Raw genomic sequence first — 18,545 nt, forward strand, 5'->3', positions numbered from 1 at the left:
ACGATGCGTCCGGGACACTGGCCTGATCGAGCGGGACGCGGTGCCAGTGTCGTGTTGGGGCTGTGGGGTGCGCTCGTGGCGTGCCCGGCCTTTGCGCAATCGGCTGCCGCAACCTGCGACGCCGATGACGTGGCCGCCGTTGCGGCCATTGCAACGTCCGGCGTCGTGGGCGGCGCTGCCGCCACGGTGCCGGTCGACCGCTTGGTGGCCCAGAGCTGCAAGCCGTGGCCGAACGATGCGGCGATCCGGCTGGCGGCAATCGCATTTGCTGGGGACGCGGAAACCGTGCCTGGCGAGCGCGACCTCGAGTTGCGCGTGGCCATGCTCGATGCCGCCAGCGGCGAGCTGCTGGCGTTCTACACGCAGGCAATGGGCGAGGACGCCGCCTTCGAACTGGCTGCCGACAGCCTGCGCCTGGACACCGCGCGCTACGACCTGGTCAAGGGCGTGCGTGCGATCGGCGTGGTGGTGCGCAGCGCTGCGCGCGGGCCCAGCTGCCCGGATTTTTACAGCAACCAGGCATTGACCCTGCTGGTGCGCGAGGGGCGCAGCCTGCGCCCGGTGCTGCAACGCGATCTCTATGCGTGGCAACGTGTGAAAGGCGAGCCGTGCAGTCCGGGCAGGGGCGATGTGATCACCGAAGTGGCCAATCTGAGCGTGAGCATGGCGCCGCAGGTACATGCCGGCTATGCGGACATCGTGCTGACAGCCAACGTGTCTACCGTGGAGCGCGCCGCCGGCAGCGACACCGATACCGAACGCAGCCGTCGCGCGCGCCAGGTGCTGCGCTACGACGGCCAGCGCTATGTGCCTGTGGCCGGTGGCGATCCCCGCTGGCCGTTCGACAACTAACCTCTTATGGATCCGCTCATGACCAATGCCCCTCCCGAAGTCTGCGACCTGTTGATCGAAGCCGGTTACGTCGTGCCGATCGAGCCGCATGCGCTGGTGCTCGACGATCACGCGGTGGCGGTGCACAACGGCGTCATCGTGGCGATCCTGCCGACCGCCGAGGCGCGCCTGCGGTTTGCGCCGACGCAGACCGTGTCGCGGCCGGAGGCGGCCCTGATCCCGGGCCTGGTCAATGCGCATACGCATAACCCGATGACGCTGCTGCGCGGCGTTGCCGACGATCTGCCGCTGATGGTATGGCTGCAGCAGCACATCTGGCCGGTGGAAGCGGCGGTGATCGGGCCGGAATTCGTCGCCGATGGCACCACGCTGGCGATCGCCGAAATGCTGCGTGGCGGTACCACCTGCGTCAACGAGAACTACTTCTTCGCCGATGTGCAGGCGGCCGTGTACAAGCAGCACGGGTTCCGTGCGCTGGTCGGCGCGGTGATCATCGATTTCCCCACCGCCTGGGCATCGTCGGACGACGAGTACTTCGCACGGGCCGGCGAGCTGCACGACCAGTGGCGCGACGATCCGCTGATCAGCACCGCCTTCGCGCCGCATGCGCCGTACACGGTCAACGACGCCAACTTCGAACGCGTGCGCATGCTGGCCGACCAGCTGGATCTGCCGGTGCATCTGCACACCCACGAAACCGCGCAGGAAGTGGCCGATTCGGTCGCCCAGTACGGGCAGCGCCCGCTGGCGCGGCTGGACCGCCTTGGGCTGGTCAACGACCGCCTGATCGCCGTGCACATGACCCAGCTCACCGAGGCGGAAATCCACCTGTGCGCCGAGCGCGGCGTCAGCGTGGTGCATTGCCCGGAGTCCAACCTCAAGCTCGCTTCGGGCTTTTGCCCGGCCTGCGCGCTGCAACGTGCAGGCGTGAACCTGGCGATCGGCACCGACGGCTGCGCTAGCAACAACGACCTGGACATGTTCAGCGAGAACCGCACGGCGGCGATCCTGGCCAAGGCCGTCGCCAACGATGCCACCGCGCTGGACGCGGCCACCACGCTGCGCGCGGCCACGCTGGGCGGCGCGCGTGCGTTGGGCTTCGGCGACAGGATCGGCTCGATCGAAATCGGCAAGCAGGCCGATCTGGTCTGTGTGGATCTGTCCGCACTGGAGACCCAGCCGCTGCATCATGTGCTGTCGCAACTGATCTACGCCGCCGGCCGTCACCAGGTCACCGATGTGTGGATCGCCGGCAAGCCCAAGCTGGTGCAGCGCGAGCTCATCGACATGGATACCGCTGCCCTGGTCGCCAATGCGCGGCAGTGGCGCGAGCGCATCCGCACCGTCCGCGCCTGAGCGCGCGCCACCCCATCACGGAGCCCCGCATGAATCCGAATCCCCAACCCAATTCCAGCAATTTCCATCAGAGCGAGCTGGACAAGTTCGCGGCGCTGGCCAACCGCTGGTGGGATGCCGACGGCCCGCAGAAGCCGCTGCATGCGCTCAATCCGGTGCGTCTGGACTATGTCTCCGCACGGCTGGGCCTGGCCGGCGCGCGTGTACTCGATGTCGGCTGCGGCGGCGGTCTGCTCAGCGAGTCGATGGCGCGTCTGGGTGCGCAGGTCACGGCGATCGACCTGGCGCCGGAGCTGGTCAAGGTGGCGCGCCTGCACAGCCTGGAATCGGGCGTGCAGGTGGAGTACCGCGTGCAGTCGGTGGAAGACCTGGCCGCCGAACAGCCGGGCAGCTTCGATGCGGTGACCTGCATGGAAATGCTTGAGCACGTGCCGGACCCGACCGCGATCATCCGCGCCTGCGCCAGCCTGCTCAAGCCGGGCGGCAAGCTGTTTTTGTCCACGCTCAACCGCACCCCGGCCGCGTTCGCACTGGCGGTGGTCGGCGCCGAGTACATCGCGCGTCTGCTTCCCATGGGCACGCATCACTACAAGGATTTCATCAAGCCGGCAGAGCTTGCGGCGTGGTTGCGCAGTGCCGGACTGCAGCTGGAAGACGTCAGCGGCATGGTGTACGAGCCGTGGCGCAATCGTGCGCGCCTGTCGTCGCGGACCGAGGTCAATTACCTGGCGTATGCGGTGAAGCCGTGACGAGTGGGGATTGGGCAGTGGAGATTCGGGATTCGCAACAGCAAGTGCGTGTTTGATGTCGGCCGAATCGCAATTTACCGATGACCGCAGGCAAGCGCAGAGCAGCGGGGCGGCGATGAAGTTTCCGCGTGCGGTGTTGTTCGATCTGGATGGCACCTTGCTCGATAGCGCGCCGGACATGCTGGCGACCGTCAACGCGATGCTGGATGCGCGTGGGCGTGCGCCGATGGCGTTGGCGCAGTTGCGTCCGGTGGTGTCCAAGGGCGCGCGCGCGATGCTGGCGGTGGCGTTTGCCGAACGCGATGCGCTCGAGCGCGATGCCTTGGTGCCGGAATTCCTGCGTCGTTACGAAGCCTTGATCGGCACGCAGTCGCAGCTGTTCGATGGTGTCGAAGAACTGCTGCTGCGACTGGAGCGTGCCGGTTGCATCTGGGGCGTGGTCACCAACAAGCCCGACTATCTGGCCCGGCTGATCCTGCCGCAACTGTGCTGGGAGCAACGCTGCGCGGTGCTGATCGGCGGCGATACGCTGGCCGAGCGCAAGCCGCATCCGCTGCCCTTGCTGACCGCGGCCGAGCGCATCGGGGTTGCGCCGGCGCAGTGCGTCTACGTCGGCGACGACGAGCGCGACATCCTGGCCGCGCGCGCGGCGGCGATGCCGTCGGTGGCGGTGTTGTGGGGCTATCGCCTGCACGACGACGAGCCGTCGCGTTGGCATGCCGATGTCCTCGTCGCGCAGCCGCAGGCATTGTGGGATGCCGCGGCGTGGCCGCAGACCTGATCTTCTTTCGTTTTTTTCTGGACCCGCCATGAGCCAATCCAGCGCTCTCGACAGTTTTCTCGACAAGTGGCGCACGCGCTGGCCGGAATGGTCGGTTGCCGAGCCCTTCATTCCCGGGCCGCAGCGACGCCTCACAGCGGCCTGGTTTGCGCTGCTGCAGGAATGGGAAGACATCATGAACATCGCCGGCGACCCGTTGCCGGCCGACGCCAAGCTGGCATGGTGGCAGCAGGAGCTGCGCGACTGGTCGCAGCAACGCTCGCGCCATCCGCTGGGGCGCGTGCTGGAGCCGGTGCCTGCGCCATGGGCGCAGTTGGCCGACACCTTGCCGGCCATGCAGGACGCCCGTGCGCAGCCGCAATCCTTGCAACAGGCGTTGGCGAGATTGCGTGCCTTCGCCGAGGCCGTGGTCGGCGTGGAAGCCACGCTATTTGCGCGCACCCAGCCTGGCGATGCCACCGCGGTGGCGCTGCAATGGCTGGACGCACGCCAGCGTGTGGCCGGCGACAGCGCCGCACCCGGCGACATGACGCTCGCCGCATGGCGCACGCAATTGCTGCGCGCCTGGCCGCGCAAACCGGCATTGGCCCGCCCGCACCGGGTATGGTCGCGGCTGGCACGCCTGCGCCTGCAGCGCGAGCTTGCCGGCAAGGCCGCCTATCCACCGCCCGTGCAGCAGTTGTGGCATAGCTGGCGTGCTGCCAGCGGCGCGGACTAGGAGCGGCTAACAAAACGTCGCGAGCGGTCGTCAGTGAGTGCAGGCGGCGCGCAGAAACCGGCGTGTAAGTCTGATACGTGCAGATTCCGAGCATCGGCCGCGCCCGCCTGAAGGTCGCGCAGCAGTTTTGTTGGCGGTTCCAAGTCTCGATTGCTCGATGCGTTGTGTACTAGGGCTTGTAAGGTGCGATAGATCAGCGGTGGAGCGGTCGATCTGCGGCTTGGCTGCGATGCCCTTGCCCGCCCACCATCGCAGGACACGCCGCAAGTACGTCCGTGTAGGATCTTACGCGGCATCCATGCCGCGTAAGGTCCCGCGACGGTGGGCGGGCAAGGACCAGTCCAGATGGTCGGTGTGCATGGTTTTCAACAAAGCAACCTGCACATTGTCGAATCGATGGCCTTCCTATCCGAGCAACGTCACGCTCAGATCGGCGAATCCGGCAATACCGAGTGGTAGGCAATGAACGCGTCATTGCACTGCAGTGGCGTACCCGGTCCGGGCTTGCCTTGCAGTCGCACATCGTTGGGCACCGATTCGGATAGCTGATCGAAAAAGCTCACCGGGCCGCCCTTGAAGCTGAAGTGCGTCGCGCCCGGATTGCTGGCCGGCCCACCGAAGTGCGGTTGCGCGAACGAGATCGGCCCGCCCTCCAGTACCACGTTGTCCAGCGACAGGGTGATCGGCAAGGTCGTGGTCGCATCGCGATACCCATAGAAGCTCAGCTCGCCACCGCCAAACGCCTTGGAACCCAGCGAGTGCACGTTGGTCAGCGCAATGCCGCTGAAACTCGGCAGTTTGCTGCTCACCGCCGCGTTGGCGTAGTTGGCGTCGAACACCAGCGGCCGGGCAACCCCGCGCATGCAGACGTTTTCGAAGCTGATGTCGTAGACTTGGCCGCCACGGCTGCCATCGGATTTGATGCGCAAGCCATTGGCCGAATACGGGTCTCTCGCGACATCATTCGCGTCGAAGCCGTCGATGCTCAAGCCGCGCACGGCGATGTGGCGCATGCCCGCATCGGTTTCGCTGCCCAGCGAAAAACCATGCGTGTAGTAGAACTGGTTGTATGCGAACAGCATGTTTTCCGAGGCGATGCTGCGCGTGTTGCTGGCATGCGCCTTGATCGCCACGCCATCGTCGCCGGTGCCGATATACGAGTAGGCCAGCAATACCTTCTTCGACTGGCCAGGGTCGAAGCCATCGGTGTTCTTGGCTGTTTCCGGAGTGAAGCAGGTCGCATGCGGATTGACATCAGGCGTGCTGCCGGCCGGGCAGCGATAGCCGGGACGTGAGTAGACCAGGCTGGGCGCGAGAATCTTGATGCCCCATGCCGTCAAGCCGACCACGTTATCGGTGGTGACGTGGAAGTTGGCCGAGTTTTCCAGCGTGATGTCGTACAGGGTGAAGTCGGTGCTGTCGTCGATCTGCAGCAGGCGCGGCACGTGCTGGCTCAGTCCCTTGGTGACGTTGAGATAGGCAAGATCCCACCAGCTGGCGGTGCCGGCACTTGGACCGGCAGTGAGCGTGCTGCCGCCGCGGCCGTCGATCTTGCCGGCGCCCACAATGGCGCTGTTGGCGGTATCGGCCACATGGATCAGCGGGTTGCAGGATTTGGCCTTGTCGCTGGTGGCGGTGCCGCAGGTGCCCAGGCCATTGTCGTAGTCGCGCGGATTGCGCGAGCCGAACAAGGTGACGCCGCGATCGATCCACAGCGTGACTCCGCTCTTGATCGTCAAGGGGCCGGTCAATACGCCAGATTCGCCGGCATCGCCGGTGACCAGACGCACCGCGCTGCCGGCGGGGCAATCGTCGATGGCCGCTTGCAAACGCGCGGTATCGCGCTTGGATTGCGCCGGATCGCTGTCGAGCGTATCCAGCGAACCGGCAACCGGCACCAGCGCGGCCTTGAGCGTGGCGCAGACCTGCGTCGGTAGCGTGGGCTGCTGGATCACGCCCCAACTGGTGGAGATGCTGTGCGCGGTATCGGGCAGGTCCTGTTCATGCGGACGCGCCGCACCGGCCTGGAAGGTGGATAGGCCGAGCAGTGCGAGCGTCAAGGGCGCGACAGCCGGAAAAGCGGACGGGTATTGCATGGTGGACGACTCCAGTGGCGTAAAGCGCGGGGGTGGTGGATGAACCATCTCTGCAGTAGATAGCCAAGCTGCTGTGTTGCGTTTGCGTGACTGCAGTCGCGATCAACAGTTGCCGATGCGCATGTCGTCTCGGCGCCGCTGATGTTGGTCGGTGGCAATCCATGCTCAAGGGTGGCGCGTTACGCCAAGGAGCGTGTTCGGATGGGCGAATCCAGCGCCGCATCGCCGAAGCGGACAGGTCGCTTCGGCCTAAGAACCTGTTCGCGATCTCTTTCAAACCATGCAAACTGCACGAATGCGCGAGAAGACCTATCCAAGTGACATGAGCCGTGAGCGGTTCGAGCAGATCCGCCCGATTTTGGAGCGAGCCCGCAAACGCACCAAGCCTGCGACGGTGGATGTGTATGAGGTGTGGTGCGCAGTGCTGTATTTACTGCGGGCAGGTTGCCAGTGGCGTGCGTTGCCCAGTGACTTTCCGAAGTGGCGCACGGTGCATTCCTACTTTGCCAAGTGGAGCGAAGTGGACGATGAAGGTAGAAGCCTGCTGGAGCGGGCGCTCAAAAAATCAGGTTGGCGCGGCCCGCGAAACACAGGGGCGCAACGCCAGCAGCACGTTCTTGATCGTGGACGCGCAGAGCGTGAAGCACAGCGATACGGCAGGTCAGAAGGGCTATGACGCAGGCAAGAAGGTGTCGGGGATCAAGCGCCACATTGCGGTGGATACGCAAGGATTTCCGCATGCCATTGCGGTGACCCCGGCGGAGGTCACCGATCGTAAAGGGGCGCTGGAAGCATTGGAGCGCTGCCAATCGGGTTTGGGCCGTGTGAAAAGCCTGCTGTGCGACAGCGGCTATACCGGAGACCCCTTCGCCGAGGGCGTACAGGACATCATTGGCAAGCACGTCGCCGTCCAGATTGCCAAACGCAGCGAGCTGCATACCTTCAAAGTCATGCCCAAGCGCTGGATTGTCGAGCGCAGCTTTGCCTGGCTGGAGAAGAACCGAAGGCTATGGAAGAACTGCGAGCGAAAGCTCAATACCAGCTTGCAGTTCATCCACCTGGCCTTCCTGGCACTGCTGCTCAGGAGATCGTGAACAGATTCTTAGGTATCCCCACGTTTTACAGCACCAATGTCATCTGCTCGCGCACGGCGTCAGGCAGTGTGCGCAAGCGATCTAGCCAGCGTGAGACCGGTTCCATCGGCCAGCGCCTGACCAGCGCCTCGCGGCCGACACGCAGTGTCGAGTAGAGCTTGCGTGTGCTGCTGCGGGGCGATAGCCACCGGGCGATACCGGTGGCTTCGCATCCGAGTCCCGCCAGCCAACTGGCGAAGGTGGCCAGCGTATTGAGCAACAACAGGATCTGCAGTCGCTCACCGCGACGGGTCAGACTGTCTTCCATCGCCTGGCCGTCGCGATGCGACTTCAGATCCCGAAATGCCAGCTCGATCTGCATCCGTCGTGCGTACACGTTGACCAACTGCTTTCGTGGCCCGTATGGAACTGCGCCAGCGGCGCACACAGCCGCGCGAGACCCGCCACGTGTATTGACACGCCAGACCGCGTGCTTGCAATCTAGGCCCAAGGAGCGTCGAAACTCCTCACGTAGCGGTACCCACCTCCGTCAAACCGGTGGGTTTTTTGTGCCTGCATCCTGCGGGGACAAGCCGACGCAATGCCTGTGTCGGGAGGGCGGCTAATACAACACCCGCAAGGGGAATATGCCCGCCGGCTACGTGCGGTTTCGAACCTCCCGACATCCCGTCGCCGTTGGCGGCGGTTCTTGGGCTGTTCCAGGAGGGCGTTGCCATGTCTACCGCACCATCCGTGCCGGCATCGGTGCCGGGTTATCTGTTGCCAGCTTCCGCCTACAGCTTGCTGAGCGAGGCAGGCGAAGTGTTGCGCCGGCTAGCCGCACGCGCGGCCGTTGAGCAGGCCAGCGACGATCTTGCGCAGCAGTTGCTCAACCAGCCCGGCGTGTTGTCGCAGGCCTTGCATAGCCTTTCTGCACGCATCGACGTGGCGCTGCAGCAGTGCGTCGCTGCGCCTAGTAGCGCTACCCGCAGCCAATCGGAGGCGCCATGACACGCCACCGGCCACCCGCCACATCTGCCAGCGCACGGCCCACCCGCACGCGTACGTGCCCCACGCCGCCCAAGCGGGTGCAGTGGGTCGTTGTGGAACCCGACCGCACCAAGCTGCCACCGATGCTGCCACCCGACCCGGACGCCTCCCCGCAAGGCCCCGGCACGCTACGCGCACCACGCCGCGCCCGCCGCCCGCGCCAATGCACCGTCAGCTACACGCATTACCCCGGCGCCCACGACCATGGTGGCGATCAGCACGTGCCCCACGTCCGCCTCAGCGGCCTATGGCTGGAACAACTGGGCTTTGCCATCGGCACCAAGCTGCGCATCACCGCCAGCGCGGGGCAGCTGTTGATGGAGGTGTTGCCGCCGGTGCAGGTGCCGGCCAAGGCGCGCAGCGTGCGGCGATGATGGTGCGGCTGCCAGACCCCCTGCGATTGACCTCGGTGCTCGATGCCACTAGCGTCGCAGCCACACCAGCGCACAACGGACGCTTCATGATCGCGCGCCCCCTCTACGCCTTGTTCGCCACCCTCGCTCTGGGCGCATGCGCCCACACTGCGGCCACCCCAGCCCCGGCAACCGTCACGGAGACATCTGCCATGAATTCATCCAGTCCTACCACTGTGCCGCCTAACAAGCCCACTGCGGAAGGCTTGCTTGGTCAGCTGCTTGTGTTGATCAAGGGCAGCCAGAACATCTCCGACTTCACTCCCGAGCGTCTGAAGTCGGCAATGGGGCAGGTCGTTCAATTCGTAAAAGACGATGAACGCCTATACCGTGCTTTTGGCCGGCTCACCAAAGAGTGGAGCTACGGCTTTGGTGTTGATGAAACCAAACTCGATGGACGCTGGTTTGAATTCCGTTTTGATCGCAATGTGGCCGATGCATCGCCTTCAATGACCGAGATCTGTCGTCTGGACTTCGACCGCTTCACCCAGCAGCTTGAGCTAATGGGATTTGCGCGAGCGCAACATCGTCGAGGACGGCCGCTGGATGAGTGATCTCTACACGCGCCCAGGGATGGGTGTAGAGGTTTTCCCGAGAGGCGAAGCTGCGGAACCGCAAGAGTTGGTAGCGCACAATTGCGTTGAATGGGTCTACATCCGATAAGCTGAGGTAGCGGACATGTCACTCAGCCCTGGAGTTGTCAGGCCTCATAAAGCAATGCGTGCATAGGGCATTGGGGGCGCTTGAGAGGCGTGCATGACACGATGACATTGAAAAATTGTCAAAATTCCCCCTGCAGCACCAACACTTATTGGAGAAAGGCCGTGCCCCTTGCAAACGATCCAATGCGCTTTGCACTCACGGCATTGATTACCTGCCTGATCGCTGGCTGCAGCCTGCAACCGCCGCCTGCAAACGTGCCTATCGCAAAGGAGCAGATAGAGATGAGAACGGTCGTCCCGTTGGTACGGAGTTTGACCCCACATGATCGTGGGCCTACAGAGCTGGAATTCGATGTGCCCGCACTGCCCGACGACGCGACTCCTCCCGTTTTCATCGGTGTGCGGATCACCGGTGTCGATCCAACTGCCGTCTCCCAAAGTGCTGACAGGCTGATTAGCGCTGGTGTTTCGGCCGAGCTTCACTTGGAGCGTATTGAACCATCCGGTCCGGTCTCCGTGGAATTGAAGCGTAGTCAGCGTGTGGGAGTAGGTCAGCAGGCGTCCATTCCCTTGTCAGCTGATGGTATGGCTCCTGGTCTGTTCGCTTTTGATGCGGACGGTACGACGCTGCAAGACGCCGGTTTGTCTACTGAACAGGCCGCGTCCAGGGAGTTGGCGTTCGGCTATAGCAATGCTGTCCAGCCAGGCCGTTATCGGCTCAAACTGCGCTTTGATCAGAGCGCCCAGGCGCTGGTTGCGGCTAATGCTCAACTTCTTGTCGCTTACACCTACAAAGGAAAGTGAGGGGAATGAGCATGGATGATCCTGAAAAGCGCTATGCAGTCACTGTCTACGTCGCTGCCGCAGGTACGCCGTTGATGGCCGGAGGCACATCCTTCGGTGGCCATATGTACTACTCGATTGACGACGGAACGACTGTCAAAAGTTATGGGTTCTCGCCCATCAAGCATGGCGAGGCTAGCGGGCCAGGAAAAGTTTCGTTCAATGACGTCGATACCTACCAAAAACCATATTATTCACGCACGATGGAGATCGATAAGGCACAGTATGAAAAGCTGGATGCCTTCGGCGCGGCCCCTGCTAAGCACGGGTTCAATATGGAATATCACGGTGCTAAAAACAGTTGTATCGACTTCACATGGGATGCGCTCAATCACGCTGGACTGCACCGGAAGACAAAAGATGGAGTTGATAAAGGCTTTGAGGGGGATATCAGACCCGTAGAAAACGTAGATGATATCAAGAGCATTCCTGCTCCTGTGCCTAAAAGTGAGTTGAATAAGGAGCACAACAATCCGAAGCCTAAGCAGGAACTTTGGCAGAAGGTGATTGGTGAGGCGCAGCCGCCCGGTGAGCAGGTATCTCCACTACAGGAAGTAACACAGCTCGCGAGAGTGCTGCCAACAGATCCGCTGCATCACCAAGCAGAAGACGCCGTTCGCCGCCTTGAGCAAGGTCTCGGCCGCGAGTACGACGACAACAGCGCACGGCTGGCAGCAAGCAGCGCGTATTTAGCCAAAGAGAACGGGCTGTCGCGAATCGATCATGTCGTGCTGAGCGAGAACACCAAGTCCGTGCGGCAGGGCGAGAACGTCTTCGTTGTGGAAGCTGCGTTGAACAATCCCGCTCACAAGATGGCGCATATGAAGACGAGTGATGCGATTGCGCAGCCCGTCGAGCAATCCTTGGCGCAATTACAGGCCTTGGGCGAAACTCAGCGCCAACAGCAATCCCAGCAGCAGGAGCAACAGCGAGAGCAGTCGATTGCGCCTCAACACCGGATGGTGTGAGGGCTAGTGAAATAACGGTTGCAGTTTCAGTTTCACGGCAGCCCGACCGTCGCCAAACCATCGCGTCCATGCCTGCGCGCGTAGCGGCATAGATCGGCAGCGATGCTGGTGGTGAAACGACAACGGCCGCAGTACGCGGCCGTTGTCGTCAAATCAGGCAGACCAGATCGCCTTGCCGATTCCCGATTCCCGATTCCCGATTCTCAATGATCGCTGGAGCGCAATCCGTCCACATCCAGGATCAGCGCCATGCGACCGTCGCCGATCAGGGTGGCGCCGGCGTAGCCGGGTAGGCCGCGCAGGGCGCGGGGCAGGGGCTTGATCACCACTTCCTCGCGGCCGCGGACCTGGTCCACCACCAGGCCGAAGCGGGTTTCGCCGGCCTGCAGCAGCACCACGGTGAGCAGTGGCGGTTGTTCGGCCGGTACGCCGAGCCAGCGGCGCAGGTCGATCAGCGGCAGGGTATGCGAGCGGCGGTCTAGCACGGCGCGGCCGTCGAACCAGCCCAGTGAGGTCTGCGGTGCGTGCAGCACTTCGACCACGCGGGCCAGCGGCAGTGCGTAGACCGCTTCGCCCGCCTGTACCAGCAGGGTCGGCAAGATCGCCAGGGTCAACGGCACGCGGATCATGAAGCGGCTGCCGCGGCCCAGTTCGGACTGGATCTGGATCTGCCCGCTGAGTTCGCGGATACGCGATTGCACCACGTCCATGCCGACGCCGCGGCCGGAGATGTCGGTGACTTCCACCTTGGTCGAGAAGCCCGGCATGAAGATCAGGTGCAGGCACTCGTCGGTGCTCAGGCGGGCGGCGGCTTCGGCGTCGATCAGGCCCTTGTTGCGGGCGATTTCGCGCAGGCGCTCCGGGTCGATGCCGGCGCCGTCGTCCTGGATTTCGATACTGACGTAGTCGCCTTCCTGCTGCGCCGACAGACGCACATGGCCGCTACGCGGTTTGCCGGTGGCTTCGCGCAGGGCAGGCGATTCGATGCCGTGGTCGATGGCGTTGCGCACCAGATGCACCAACGGGTCGGCCAGCGCTTCGACCAGGTTGCGGTCCAGCTCCGTCTCGGCGCCGATCAGTTCCAGCTCCACTTCCTTGGCCAAGGTGCGCGCCACATCGCGGGCGACCTTGGGGAAGCGCGCGAACACCTTGCTCACCGGTTGCATGCGGGTGCGCATGACCGCGGTCTGCAGGCGTGCGGTGGCGATGTCGAGGGTGCTGACCGCGCGGTCGAGTTCTTCGTCGCGCAGGCGGGTACGCAGGGTCTTGAGGCGATTGCGCGACAGCACCAGTTCGCCGATCAGGTTGACGATGGCGTCCAGGCGCTTGGTGTCCACGCGCACGGTCTGTTCGGCGTCGGCGCCGCTCTTGGCTGCGGCCTTGCCGGCCGCCTTGGGAGCGGGGGCATGCGCATCGTCGCCGTGTGCGGCAGCCGCCGGTTTGGCCGCTGCTGCCTGCGGCACGGCCTTGACTGCCGGCGGGCCGCTCTTGGCATCGAACTGCGCAATCAGCGAGGCCGGTGCATGCGGCACGGTTTCGCCCGAGCCCATCGCATCCAGCATGGCCTGCAGATAATCCAGCGACTGCTGCGCGGCATCGAAGTGATGCGCCTGCAACACCGCCTGGCCGGAGCGCGCCATGCCCAGGGTTTCCTCGGCGGCGTGGCAGAGCTCGACCATCGGCTTGATCGCCAGGAAGCCGGCGCCGCCCTTGAGCGTGTGGAAGCCACGGAACACCGCATTGAGCTGGTCGGCCTCGTCTGGCGCCTGTTCCAGCGACACCAGCTGTTCGCCGAGGCGATCCAGGATTTCCTGGGCCTCGACGATGAAATCGGCAGCAATATCGTCTGGAACAGCACTCATGGTTACAACCCCAATCCGGACAGCAGGTCATCGGCGTCGTCCTGCGACACCGCGTGACGGTCCAGGCCCTTGACTGCAGGACCCGCAAGACCGCCATCGTCTTTCTTCGGCTCGGGATTCTTCGGCGGCAGGCCGAGTGCACCGAAGCCCTCGTGCACGCGCCGCACGATGCCGGCCACGCGACGGATGATCTGGCCACTCAGATCCTGGTAGCTCTGCGCCAACGACAGCTCGGTCAGGTTATGGCGCATCTTTTCCAGCAATGCGCCCTGGTCCTGATTGAGCCCGCCGTCGCGCAGCTGGTTGGCCAGTTCGCGGCATTCCTCGACCAGATCCAGGGTGCGGTGGCTGGCCTTTTCGGTCATTTCCACCACGTGGTCCAGACGCGAACAGGCATCGTCCAGCTCGCCGGCCTCTTCGGGCACGATGGGCAGTTCGCCCAGTGCCTGGCCGAGTTCGCGGGCGAGCCGGCTCAGGCTCTGCATCATCGGGCGCGTGCGCAGGGCGGCGAGGTGATCCACCTCGCGCTTCCACGCCGCTTCGTCACCGCTTTCCAGTGCGTCGAGCGCGCCTTGCAGGCGGTCGATCAGGGCGGCGCGTTCGGCATCGGTTTCCACGGTGGCGTTCATCAGGCGGTGGCCGCCAGACGTTCGAACACCTTGCCCAGCTTCTCTTCCAGCGTCTGCGCGGTGAACGGCTTGATGATGTAGCCGTTCACGCCGCACTGCGCGGCTTCGATGATCTGCTCGCGCTTGGCTTCGGCGGTCACCATCATCACCGGCAGGTGCTTGAGCTTGGCGTCGGCGCGGATGTTGCGCAGCAGGTCGATGCCGGTCATGCCGGGCATGTTCCAGTCGGTGACCACGAAATCGAACGGGCCGGCCCGCAATGCCGCCAGGGCGCTGTTGCCGTCTTCGGCCTCTGCGGTATTGGTGAAGCCGAGATCGCCCAACAGATTCTTGACGATGCGTCGCATCGTCGAGAAGTCGTCCACGATCAGGATCCGCATGTTCTTGTTCACATCAAGCTCCTAACACGAAAAATACGCGAAAAATCATTCGTCAATTTCGACACCGGCATCGGCCAGTTCGAAGACTTTGAGGCGGCCCCGCAGACGCACCACCGCCTGGCCGTGGATCTGGCAGACGCGCGATTCGCTGACACCGAGCACGGCGCCGATTTCCTTCAGGTTCAATTCCTGTTCGTAGTACAGCGACAGCACCAGCTGCTCGCGCTCGGGCAATTGGCCGATGGCCTTGCCCAGCTCGCGGCCGAATTCGCCACGCTCCATCATCTGCTGCGGGTTGGGGCCACCCTTGGCGGTGGTGTCCAGCTCGCCGTGATCCTCGATGCGCGATTCCAGGCTCAGCACCTGGCCACGTGCGGCATCTTCCATCAGACGCAGGTACTCGGGCAGCGGCATTTCCATCGCGGCGGCCACTTCGGTGGCGGCGGCGGCGCGGCCGGTGTTCTGTTCGATCTTGCGCACGGCGGCAGCGGCGTCGCGGGCGCGGCGGTGCACCGAACGCGGTACCCAGTCGCCCCGTCGAATCTCGTCGATCATCGAGCCGCGGATGCGGATCGAGGCGTAGGTTTCGAACGAGGCGCCCTGTTCGGAGTCGTAACTGCGCGAGGCTTCGATCAGGCCGATCATGCCGGCCTGGATCAGGTCGTCCACTTCCACGCTGGCCGGCAGGCGCGCGGCCAGATGGTGGGCGATGCGGCGGACCAGGTCGGCGTGCTGGGTCACCACGTCGTTGGCGTTGTTGCGCTGCACGGCGCGGTACTGCGCGCTGGCCGTGGTTGCGGTAGCGGTGCTCATGCGGCCACTCCCCGTTGGATGATGCGTTCGACGAAGAACTCGACATTGCCGCGCGGCACGGTGGGAGCCTGCCAGCGCGAGGTACGGCGTGCGATTTCTGCAATGGCCTGCGCCGACGGACTGGCGGGATACGCCTTGATGACGGGTTGCTGACGCTGCACCGACAGGCGCAACCAGTCGTCCTGCGGCACGTGGCCGAGATAGTTCAGCGAGACATCGCCCAGGAACTTTTCGCATACGCGCGAGAGCTTGTCGTACAGCAGGCGACCTTCGTTGGGGTCGCGCACCATGTTGGCGATGATCTGCAGGCGGTCCACGCCGCGTTCGCGCGAGAGCACCTTGATCAGCGCGTAGGCGTCGGTGATCGAGGCCGGTTCGTCGCAGACCACCACCACGGTGTCCTGGGCGGCCTGGCAGAAGGTCAGCACGCTGTCGGTGATGCCGGCGGCGGTGTCGATGACCATCACGTCCAGGTCGCGTTCCAGTTCGGAAAACACATTGACCAGGCCGATGTGCTGGGCCGGGGCCAGTTCGGCCATGTGGCGGCGACCGGAGGCGGCCGGCACCACCAGCACGCCGCCGGGGCCTTCGATGATCACTTCATCGAGCGTGCAGCGGCCGGCGATCAGGTCGGCCAGGGTGTACTTGGGCGAGAGTCCCAAGACCACGTCCAGGTTGGCCAGGCCAAGGTCGGCGTCCAGCAGCAGCGTGCGTTTGCCCATGTCGGCAAGCGCCACGGCCAGGTTGGCGGAGATGTTGGTTTTGCCCACGCCGCCCTTGCCACCGGTCACGGCAATGGTGCGCACCGGGCCCAGGGGCTCGGGACGGGTCGCCGACAGGGGGAAGGCGTTGGTCAGCTTGGCGTATTCACGCGACTGCATGGTTGTGCTCCGGAGTACAGGGCTTATCGGCAGCGCGCCGCAAATCTTCAAGACGAAGAACGAGACTGGCGGCATTGGCGCGGTGCAGGTCGTCGGGGACCCGCTGTCCGTCAGTCACCCAGGTGATGGGCATTTGGTGGTCGACCACCACCGACAAGGCGCTGCCGAAACGGCCGGTCTCGTCGAGTTTGGTCAGCACCACGCCTTGGGGTTTGGCGTGGGCGAAGCGGCGTACGACCTCGTCGAGGTCGGAAAAATGGGCATTGGCAGGCAGCACCAGCAGCGAGGTGACCTGCTGGGCGGCGCGCAGCCAGTTCAGCTGGGCGGCCAGGGCGCGGTCGCGCTGGCCCATGCCGGCGGTGTCGATCAGCACCAGCTTGTAGTCGCGCAGGCGCTCGAGCAGGTCCAGCAGGCTTTCGGCGCTGTCGGCCTCGTGCACCGCGATGCCGAGCTGACGGCCGTAGCTGTGCAGCTGCTCGCGGCCGCCCACACGCTGGGTGTCGGTGGTGACCAGGGCCACGTCGCGCGGGGCGTGCTGGGCCGCGAAGCGCTGGGCCAGCTTGGCGATGGTGGTGGTCTTGCCGGCGCCGGTCGGGCCGACCAGGGCGATCACGCCGCCACGTTCCAGCGGGTCGACCGGGGCCACGGGCAGACGCTTGGACAGCAGGCCCAGCATCAGGCCGCGGCCACGGTGCAATTCGGTATCGGCCGGGATCTGCAGGGCCACGTCGCGGATCAGACCGGCGTCGAAGCCGTAGTCGTCCATCAGCTCCAGGGCCTGCGCACGTACCGGCGAGCCACGCAGGCGCTCGTCGGTGAGGCGGTTCATTTCGCGCTCGATCATCTGCCGCATCAGCGCCAGCTCGCCACGCAACTGCTTGAGTTCTTCATCGTTCTGCGGCGCCGGGGCGGCGGCGACCGGCACTGCGGCCAGTGCGGCCGGAGCGACCACCAGCGGCGGCAGCGCGGCCGGCGGCAGGATCTGCGGCAGGGCGTCCAGGTCGAAGTCGGCGTCGTCGTCCAGCGCGTCCTCGTCCTGGTCGTAGCCGGCCTGCGCAGGCGCAGCGACGTCGGCCATGACCGGGGTCGGCGCCTGCACCGGGGCAGCCTGCACGGCGGCGCGCTGCACCGGCGCGGTGGTCAGGAAATCGGCGAACAGCTGTTCCGGCACGGCCGACAGCGCGTGTTCCTGGCGCGGCGCGGCGGTCACCGCGACGGCGTGGGCCAGGGCCTGGGCGGCGGGCGAGGCGGCGGCGGCGCTACGCACCGGCGCGGGCACCTGCGTCTGGCGCGGCAGGTTGACCGGCTGGCGCAGCGCCATCGCGGCGATCATGTCTTCGGCGGCGCTGGCAACGCGCTGGCGCTGGCTGGTGCCGGCATCGGCGGCTGGCTTCAGCGGTGCGTGGACCGGTGCGGCGGCCGCTTGCGGGACCGCGGCCTGCTGGGCAGGCGCCGACGGGATCGGCGCGGCGGCAACGGCCGGCGTTTCGGAGCGCGCGGTTTCCAGGGCGCGCTGCACGAGTTCTTCGTCGTAGTTGCTGGCAGCGACGATCTCGATGCCTTCGGCGGTGCGGCGATTGGACAGGATCACTGCGTCCGGACCGTGTTCTTCACGCACCATGCGGAATGCGGTGCGCATGTCCGGGGCGACGAAGCGTTTGATTTTCATGCGAAGTGCCTCCAGGAACGGGACCCGCCGGACGCCGGACGGGTGCGCGATGAATGTGGGTGTGTTGCCAGCGTCATGAGTTGCCTGTCCCGTTCGGTTGTTCCAAGTGCTGCTCTCGCCCCGCAGCGGTGGCGCTGGCTGCGGTCTCGTCAGAGCTAATGCACGCGGCGTGCCAAAACGGGGTGCCGGGGTTCCGGCGCGGGACGCTGGAGGATCGGGACGGGGCGGGGGCTGTGTGTACGGCCGGGTCCGAGGGCTTCACGTCAATGCAGTGCTTGACTTTTTCCAGGGCGGCGATGCGGTGGCGTCGCCGTGCGAGCGGATGCGCTGGTGGGCGGTAGGCCGAGCTTGGAGCGCCAGAAACGCCTGGAAACGGCCAGCGCCGTGCAATCGATTGGGGATACTGACCAGTGGCGGCTTTCCGACGCCGGGTGTGCTGGTCGGTCACCGGCCTGCAGCCGTCGCTGGCCAGCGTAATGGCCAGCCGCGCAGATAGGTTCGTAGGAGCGCACCCGGGCGCGACGGGGTGTGCCGGTAAAGCCTGTCGCGCCCAGGTGCGCTCCTACGGTGGGGTCGGTGTTTGCGCGGATTGCTGGCTTGTCGTAGGAGCGCACCCGGGCGCGAGGGGGTGTGCCGGTAAAGCCTGTCGCGCCCAGGTGCGCTCCTACGGTGGGGTCGGTGTTTGCGCGGATTGCTGGCCTGTCGTAGGAGCGCACCCGGGCGCGAGGGGGTATGCCGGTAAAGCCTGTC

General features: G+C 65.0%; 17 protein-coding genes, 1 other RNA gene and 2 pseudogenes. 11 read left to right on the forward strand and 9 right to left on the reverse strand.

Features of this window, described 5'->3' with window-relative positions:
* The first annotated feature begins 3 nt into the window (after nucleotides 1–3).
* The 5 genes from XarbCFBP7408_RS10100 to XarbCFBP7408_RS10120 all read left to right on the forward strand — a co-directional run bounded on the left by XarbCFBP7408_RS10100 (nucleotide 4) and on the right by XarbCFBP7408_RS10120 (nucleotide 4,456).
* On the forward strand, nucleotides 4–852 hold the full coding sequence (locus tag XarbCFBP7408_RS10100) for a hypothetical protein (RefSeq protein ID WP_181106551.1): 849 nt from the start codon (nucleotides 4–6) through the stop codon (nucleotides 850–852).
* A gap of 18 nt (nucleotides 853–870) precedes the next feature.
* Nucleotides 871–2,208 carry a TRZ/ATZ family hydrolase gene (locus XarbCFBP7408_RS10105; protein WP_181106548.1) on the forward strand — a complete coding sequence of 446 codons (1,338 nt, stop codon included), beginning with the start codon at nucleotides 871–873 and terminating at the stop codon, nucleotides 2,206–2,208.
* A gap of 29 nt (nucleotides 2,209–2,237) precedes the next feature.
* The gene (gene ubiG, locus XarbCFBP7408_RS10110; RefSeq protein ID WP_104562869.1) at nucleotides 2,238–2,957 is read left to right on the forward strand and encodes a bifunctional 2-polyprenyl-6-hydroxyphenol methylase/3-demethylubiquinol 3-O-methyltransferase UbiG; all 720 of its coding nucleotides are present in this window, start codon (nucleotides 2,238–2,240) and stop codon (nucleotides 2,955–2,957) included.
* 115 nt (nucleotides 2,958–3,072) lie between these two features.
* Nucleotides 3,073–3,738 carry a phosphoglycolate phosphatase gene (locus tag XarbCFBP7408_RS10115; RefSeq protein ID WP_104562870.1) on the forward strand — a complete coding sequence of 222 codons (666 nt, stop codon included), beginning with the start codon at nucleotides 3,073–3,075 and terminating at the stop codon, nucleotides 3,736–3,738.
* A 28-nt stretch (nucleotides 3,739–3,766) separates the two neighbouring features.
* Nucleotides 3,767–4,456, forward strand: coding sequence for a squalene/phytoene synthase family protein (locus tag XarbCFBP7408_RS10120; RefSeq protein ID WP_104562838.1), 690 nt, complete (start codon nucleotides 3,767–3,769; stop codon nucleotides 4,454–4,456).
* Between the two features lie 4 nt (nucleotides 4,457–4,460).
* Here the strand turns inward: XarbCFBP7408_RS10120 and XarbCFBP7408_RS10125 are convergent.
* Nucleotides 4,461–4,535: non-coding RNA, sX9 sRNA (locus XarbCFBP7408_RS10125), on the reverse strand.
* Nucleotides 4,536–4,881: 346 nt separating this feature from the next.
* Entirely contained in the window at nucleotides 4,882–6,552 is a 1,671-nt protein-coding gene (locus XarbCFBP7408_RS10130; protein ID WP_104562839.1) for a diffusible signal factor-reguated family 28 glycoside hydrolase, read from the reverse strand.
* Between the two features lie 295 nt (nucleotides 6,553–6,847).
* Between XarbCFBP7408_RS10130 and XarbCFBP7408_RS10135 the strand changes: the two genes are divergently transcribed.
* Nucleotides 6,848–7,646, forward strand: a protein-coding gene (locus XarbCFBP7408_RS10135; protein WP_104562840.1) for an IS5 family transposase whose coding sequence is annotated in 2 segments (ribosomal slippage) — nucleotides 6,848–7,119 and nucleotides 7,118–7,646 — 801 coding nt in all. Because the reading frame shifts where the segments join, the coding sequence is not laid out codon by codon here.
* 25 nt (nucleotides 7,647–7,671) lie between these two features.
* Here the strand turns inward: XarbCFBP7408_RS10135 and XarbCFBP7408_RS10140 are convergent.
* A pseudogene (locus XarbCFBP7408_RS10140) lies at nucleotides 7,672–8,037 on the reverse strand (IS4 family transposase); the annotation flags it as partial.
* Between the two features lie 323 nt (nucleotides 8,038–8,360).
* Between XarbCFBP7408_RS10140 and XarbCFBP7408_RS10150 the strand changes: the two are divergent.
* From XarbCFBP7408_RS10150 to XarbCFBP7408_RS10170, 5 genes and pseudogenes are all read left to right on the forward strand, one after another.
* Nucleotides 8,361–8,636: a hypothetical protein gene (locus tag XarbCFBP7408_RS10150; RefSeq protein WP_181106546.1), complete on the forward strand. Its 276-nt coding sequence runs from the start codon at nucleotides 8,361–8,363 to the stop codon at nucleotides 8,634–8,636.
* The gene (locus XarbCFBP7408_RS10155) at nucleotides 8,633–9,049 is read left to right on the forward strand and encodes a SymE family type I addiction module toxin (protein WP_104562841.1); all 417 of its coding nucleotides are present in this window, start codon (nucleotides 8,633–8,635) and stop codon (nucleotides 9,047–9,049) included. Before XarbCFBP7408_RS10150 ends, XarbCFBP7408_RS10155 begins: the two co-directional genes overlap by 4 nt.
* Before the next feature lie 86 nt (nucleotides 9,050–9,135).
* Nucleotides 9,136–9,751 (forward strand): annotated as a pseudogene (locus XarbCFBP7408_RS10160) (hypothetical protein).
* A gap of 101 nt (nucleotides 9,752–9,852) precedes the next feature.
* The gene (locus tag XarbCFBP7408_RS10165; protein ID WP_258072097.1) at nucleotides 9,853–10,554 is read left to right on the forward strand and encodes a hypothetical protein; all 702 of its coding nucleotides are present in this window, start codon (nucleotides 9,853–9,855) and stop codon (nucleotides 10,552–10,554) included.
* A gap of 104 nt (nucleotides 10,555–10,658) precedes the next feature.
* Nucleotides 10,659–11,561 carry an XVIPCD domain-containing protein gene (locus XarbCFBP7408_RS10170; RefSeq protein ID WP_181123297.1) on the forward strand — a complete coding sequence of 301 codons (903 nt, stop codon included), beginning with the start codon at nucleotides 10,659–10,661 and terminating at the stop codon, nucleotides 11,559–11,561.
* A gap of 203 nt (nucleotides 11,562–11,764) precedes the next feature.
* Here the strand turns inward: XarbCFBP7408_RS10170 and XarbCFBP7408_RS10180 are convergent, their stop codons facing one another.
* The 6 genes from XarbCFBP7408_RS10180 to flhF are packed head-to-tail and all read right to left on the reverse strand — an operon-like array spanning nucleotide 11,765 to nucleotide 17,795.
* Nucleotides 11,765–13,423, reverse strand: coding sequence for a chemotaxis protein CheA (locus XarbCFBP7408_RS10180; protein ID WP_104562844.1), 1,659 nt, complete (start codon nucleotides 13,421–13,423; stop codon nucleotides 11,765–11,767).
* 2 nt (nucleotides 13,424–13,425) lie between these two features.
* Complete coding sequence (locus XarbCFBP7408_RS10185; protein ID WP_104562845.1) at nucleotides 13,426–14,052, reverse strand: protein phosphatase CheZ; 627 nt, start codon at nucleotides 14,050–14,052, stop codon at nucleotides 13,426–13,428.
* A complete protein-coding gene (gene cheY / locus XarbCFBP7408_RS10190; protein ID WP_002813536.1) occupies nucleotides 14,052–14,444 on the reverse strand; it encodes a chemotaxis response regulator CheY in 393 nt (130 codons plus the stop codon). Before cheY ends, XarbCFBP7408_RS10185 begins: the two co-directional genes overlap by 1 nt.
* 33 nt (nucleotides 14,445–14,477) lie before the next feature.
* Nucleotides 14,478–15,245, reverse strand: a complete 768-nt coding sequence (locus XarbCFBP7408_RS10195; RefSeq protein WP_104562846.1) for an RNA polymerase sigma factor FliA — start codon at nucleotides 15,243–15,245, stop codon at nucleotides 14,478–14,480.
* A complete protein-coding gene (locus tag XarbCFBP7408_RS10200; protein ID WP_010374294.1) occupies nucleotides 15,242–16,126 on the reverse strand; it encodes a MinD/ParA family protein in 885 nt (294 codons plus the stop codon). Before XarbCFBP7408_RS10200 ends, XarbCFBP7408_RS10195 begins: the two co-directional genes overlap by 4 nt.
* Complete coding sequence (flhF, locus tag XarbCFBP7408_RS10205) at nucleotides 16,113–17,795, reverse strand: flagellar biosynthesis protein FlhF (protein WP_104562847.1); 1,683 nt, start codon at nucleotides 17,793–17,795, stop codon at nucleotides 16,113–16,115. Before flhF ends, XarbCFBP7408_RS10200 begins: the two co-directional genes overlap by 14 nt.
* Between the last annotated feature and the right edge of the window lie 750 nt (nucleotides 17,796–18,545).

It is taken from the genome of Xanthomonas arboricola pv. guizotiae, from assembly GCF_002940205.1.
GTDB lineage: Bacteria > Pseudomonadota > Gammaproteobacteria > Xanthomonadales > Xanthomonadaceae > Xanthomonas > Xanthomonas arboricola_C.

Bases quoted from the DNA above. Each gene is read 5' to 3' on its own strand.
- XarbCFBP7408_RS10200 (WP_010374294.1), bottom strand. From the start codon at position 16,126: ATGCAGTCGCGTGAATACGCCAAGCTGACCAACGCCTTCCCCCTGTCG.
- XarbCFBP7408_RS10170 (WP_181123297.1), top strand. From the start codon at position 10,659: ATGTACTACTCGATTGACGACGGAACGACTGTCAAAAGTTATGGGTTC.
- XarbCFBP7408_RS10165 (WP_258072097.1), top strand. From the start codon at position 9,853: ATGACATTGAAAAATTGTCAAAATTCCCCCTGCAGCACCAACACTTAT.
- XarbCFBP7408_RS10180 (WP_104562844.1), bottom strand. From the start codon at position 13,423: ATGAGTGCTGTTCCAGACGATATTGCTGCCGATTTCATCGTCGAGGCC.
- XarbCFBP7408_RS10195 (WP_104562846.1), bottom strand. From the start codon at position 15,245: ATGAGCACCGCTACCGCAACCACGGCCAGCGCGCAGTACCGCGCCGTG.
- flhF (WP_104562847.1), bottom strand. From the start codon at position 17,795: ATGAAAATCAAACGCTTCGTCGCCCCGGACATGCGCACCGCATTCCGC.
- XarbCFBP7408_RS10130 (WP_104562839.1), bottom strand. From the start codon at position 6,552: ATGCAATACCCGTCCGCTTTTCCGGCTGTCGCGCCCTTGACGCTCGCA.
- XarbCFBP7408_RS10150 (WP_181106546.1), top strand. From the start codon at position 8,361: ATGTCTACCGCACCATCCGTGCCGGCATCGGTGCCGGGTTATCTGTTG.
- XarbCFBP7408_RS10100 (WP_181106551.1), top strand. From the start codon at position 4: ATGCGTCCGGGACACTGGCCTGATCGAGCGGGACGCGGTGCCAGTGTC.
- XarbCFBP7408_RS10115 (WP_104562870.1), top strand. From the start codon at position 3,073: ATGAAGTTTCCGCGTGCGGTGTTGTTCGATCTGGATGGCACCTTGCTC.
- XarbCFBP7408_RS10155 (WP_104562841.1), top strand. From the start codon at position 8,633: ATGACACGCCACCGGCCACCCGCCACATCTGCCAGCGCACGGCCCACC.
- XarbCFBP7408_RS10120 (WP_104562838.1), top strand. From the start codon at position 3,767: ATGAGCCAATCCAGCGCTCTCGACAGTTTTCTCGACAAGTGGCGCACG.
- ubiG (WP_104562869.1), top strand. From the start codon at position 2,238: ATGAATCCGAATCCCCAACCCAATTCCAGCAATTTCCATCAGAGCGAG.
- XarbCFBP7408_RS10185 (WP_104562845.1), bottom strand. From the start codon at position 14,052: ATGAACGCCACCGTGGAAACCGATGCCGAACGCGCCGCCCTGATCGAC.
- XarbCFBP7408_RS10105 (WP_181106548.1), top strand. From the start codon at position 871: ATGACCAATGCCCCTCCCGAAGTCTGCGACCTGTTGATCGAAGCCGGT.